This window comes from Dactylosporangium siamense, from assembly GCF_016862795.1.
In the GTDB taxonomy this organism is placed as follows: domain Bacteria; phylum Actinomycetota; class Actinomycetes; order Mycobacteriales; family Micromonosporaceae; genus Dactylosporangium; species Dactylosporangium siamense.
Map to the genome: position 1 here is coordinate 1 of NZ_BONQ01000246.1, position 2,721 is coordinate 2,721.

Genomic DNA, 2,721 nt, shown 5'->3' on the forward strand with positions numbered 1-2,721 from the left:
TTCCGGTTGGCAATCGGGGTGCCCACCACGATGTCGTCCTGACCGGTGTACCGCGACAGCAGCACATTGAACGCCGCGAACACCGTCATGAACATCGACACACCAGCGGCCCGGGACAGCGCCCGGAGGCCCTCGGACACCTCGCGTGGCACGGTGAACGCCATCGCCGCCCCGGCCGTGGACCGCTGCGGCGGGCGCGGGCGGTCGGCCGGCAGCTCCAGCACCGGCAGCCCTTCCAAGCGGTCCCGCCAGTGGTTCAGCTGCGCCTGCAGCACCTCGCCGGTCAGCCACTGCCGTTGCCAGACTGCAAAGTCGGCGTATTGCACCGGCAACTCCGGCAACCGCTCCCCGCGATAGAGTGCATCGAGCTCTTGCCGCAGGATCGCCGACGACCATTCGTCGCCCACCACGTGGTGCATCGCGAGGGCCAGCACATGCTCGCGTCCATCCACCCGCAGCAGTGTCGCCCGGAACAATGAACCTGCCGCGAGGTCGAAGGGCACCACGGCGTCGGCCGCCAGCCATGCGTCCACCTCCGCGGCGGGCACCTCGACGATCGGCAGGTCGAAGCGGAAGATCGGCGGGTCGATCACCTGCCATGGCACGCCGTCGGCGTCCGCCACCAGGCGGGTCCGCAGCACCTCGTGCCGCCCGACCAATGCGCCCAACGCCGCGACCAGGGCCGGCACGTCGAGGTCGTCGGGCAGGGGAATCGGCATCGGCGTGTTGTACTCGACCGAGTCCGGGTCCAGCTGGGCGAGGAACCACAGCCGCTGCTGGGCGAACGACAACGGCAGCTGCCCGTCGCGTCCCACCGGCACGATGGGCGTCGCGGCCGGTGCGACGGCGTTCTCGACGGGCACCGGCGCACATGCCGCGAGCGCCGGGATCTCGGCCAGCTCGGCGACGGTCGGCGTGTCGAACAGCGCCGCGACCGGCAGCTCGACCTCGAACGCCAGCCGCACCCTCGACACGACCCGGGTGGCCAGCAGCGAGTGCCCGCCCAGCGCGAAGAAGTTGTCATGGACGCCGACCCGCTCAACGCCGAGAACCTCGGCCCAGATCCCGGCCAGCACCTCCTGCACCGGACCCTCCGGCGCTACGAACGCGTCGGCGGGCCGCGAGAGGTCCGGTGCCGGCAGCGCCGCCCGGTCGACCTTGCCGTTCGCCGACAACGGCAACGCCGGCAACGACACGAACACCGACGGGACCATGTACTCCGGCAACCGCGACCGCAACGCCACAGCATCGACAGCAGCACCGACCACATACGCCACCAACCGCTGCCGCTCATCAGCGACAACGACCGCGCCCGCCACCCCGGGCAGCTCCCGCAACGCCGCCTCAACCTCGCCGAGCTCGACCCGGAACCCACGCACCTTCACCTGATGGTCGGCACGGCCCAGGAACTCCGGCCGGCCGTCAGACCGCAACCGCACCAGATCACCCGTGCGATACCACCGCGTGCCGTCACCCGCGATCGGGTCAGCGACAAACCGCTCCGCAGCCAGATCCGGCCGGCCGAGATAGCCACGAGCGACACCCGCACCGGCAATCACCAACTCACCGGCCACCCCGACCGGCACCTGATTACCCCACCGGTCAACGACATACCAGCGGGTCCCCGCGATCGGGGTGCCCAGCGTCACCGGACCATCCGACGTCACAAGATCACACGCCGACCACACCGTGGTCTCCGTCGGGCCGTACATATTCCACAACGCCGCGACCCGCCCGGCCAACGCCGCCGCCAACGCCGCCGGTAGCGCCTCACCACCACACCACGCCCGCAGCCCCGCCGAACCCACCCAACCGTCGTCGAGCAGCATCTGCCACGTCGCCGGCGTGGCCTGCATGACAGTAACGCCGCAAGCGTCGATCAACCGGGCCAGAGCCCGCGGCGAACGCACCTCATCCCGGTCCGCGATCACAACCTGACCGCCGCACACCAACGGGCCGAACAGCTCCAGGCCGGCGATGTCGAACCCGAACGTCGTCACCGCCAGCAGCACATCCCGGTCGGTAAGCCCCGGCCGGGACACCATCGCCGCCAGCAACGACACCAGGTTGCCGTGCGTGACAGCAACGCCCTTCGGCCGACCCGTCGAGCCCGACGTGTACATGACATAAGCCACCTGACCGGCCAACACAACCGAACCCGGATCGTCGACGCCGTCGAACCCGTCAAGCCCGTCAAGCCCGTCAAGCACCAGCGACGCACCACTGTCAGCGACAATGAACGACAACCGCTCCGCCGGCAGATCCGGATCCAGAGCCAGATACGCCCCGCCGGTACGCCAGACGGCCAACGCCGCCACCACAAGATCAGGCCCACGCTCCAGACGCAACCCGACCACCGACCCAGGCCCGACACCCGCCGCCGCCAACCGCCCCGCAAACACCCCGACCCGCTCCACCAGCCGCCCATAGGTCAGCTGCACCGCGCCGCTACGCACAGCCACCGCGTCCGGGTCGGCCAACGCCCGGGCCGCGACGAGCTCGTGCACCGCGCCACCCCACGGCACCGCGTCCCCGCCGTCACACCACACGGCCAAATCCCGGACCTCGGCCCCGGACAGCATCGGCAGCCGCGACACCCGCCGGCCAGCATCGGCGGCCACCCCTTCGAGGATCCGCTGCAGATGCCCCACGAACCGCTCCACGGTCGCCGCGTCGAACAACGCCGTCGCGTACTCCACACCACCGACCAACTCACCACCG

1 protein-coding gene is annotated in these 2,721 nt (G+C 70.5%); it reads right to left on the reverse strand.

Going from position 1 to position 2,721, the window contains the following annotated elements:
* The coding region (locus tag Dsi01nite_RS56730) for a non-ribosomal peptide synthetase (protein ID WP_203854857.1) at positions 1 to 2,699 on the reverse strand (2,699 nt) is incomplete at its 3' end.
* Positions 2,700 to 2,721: the final 22 nt, after the last annotated feature.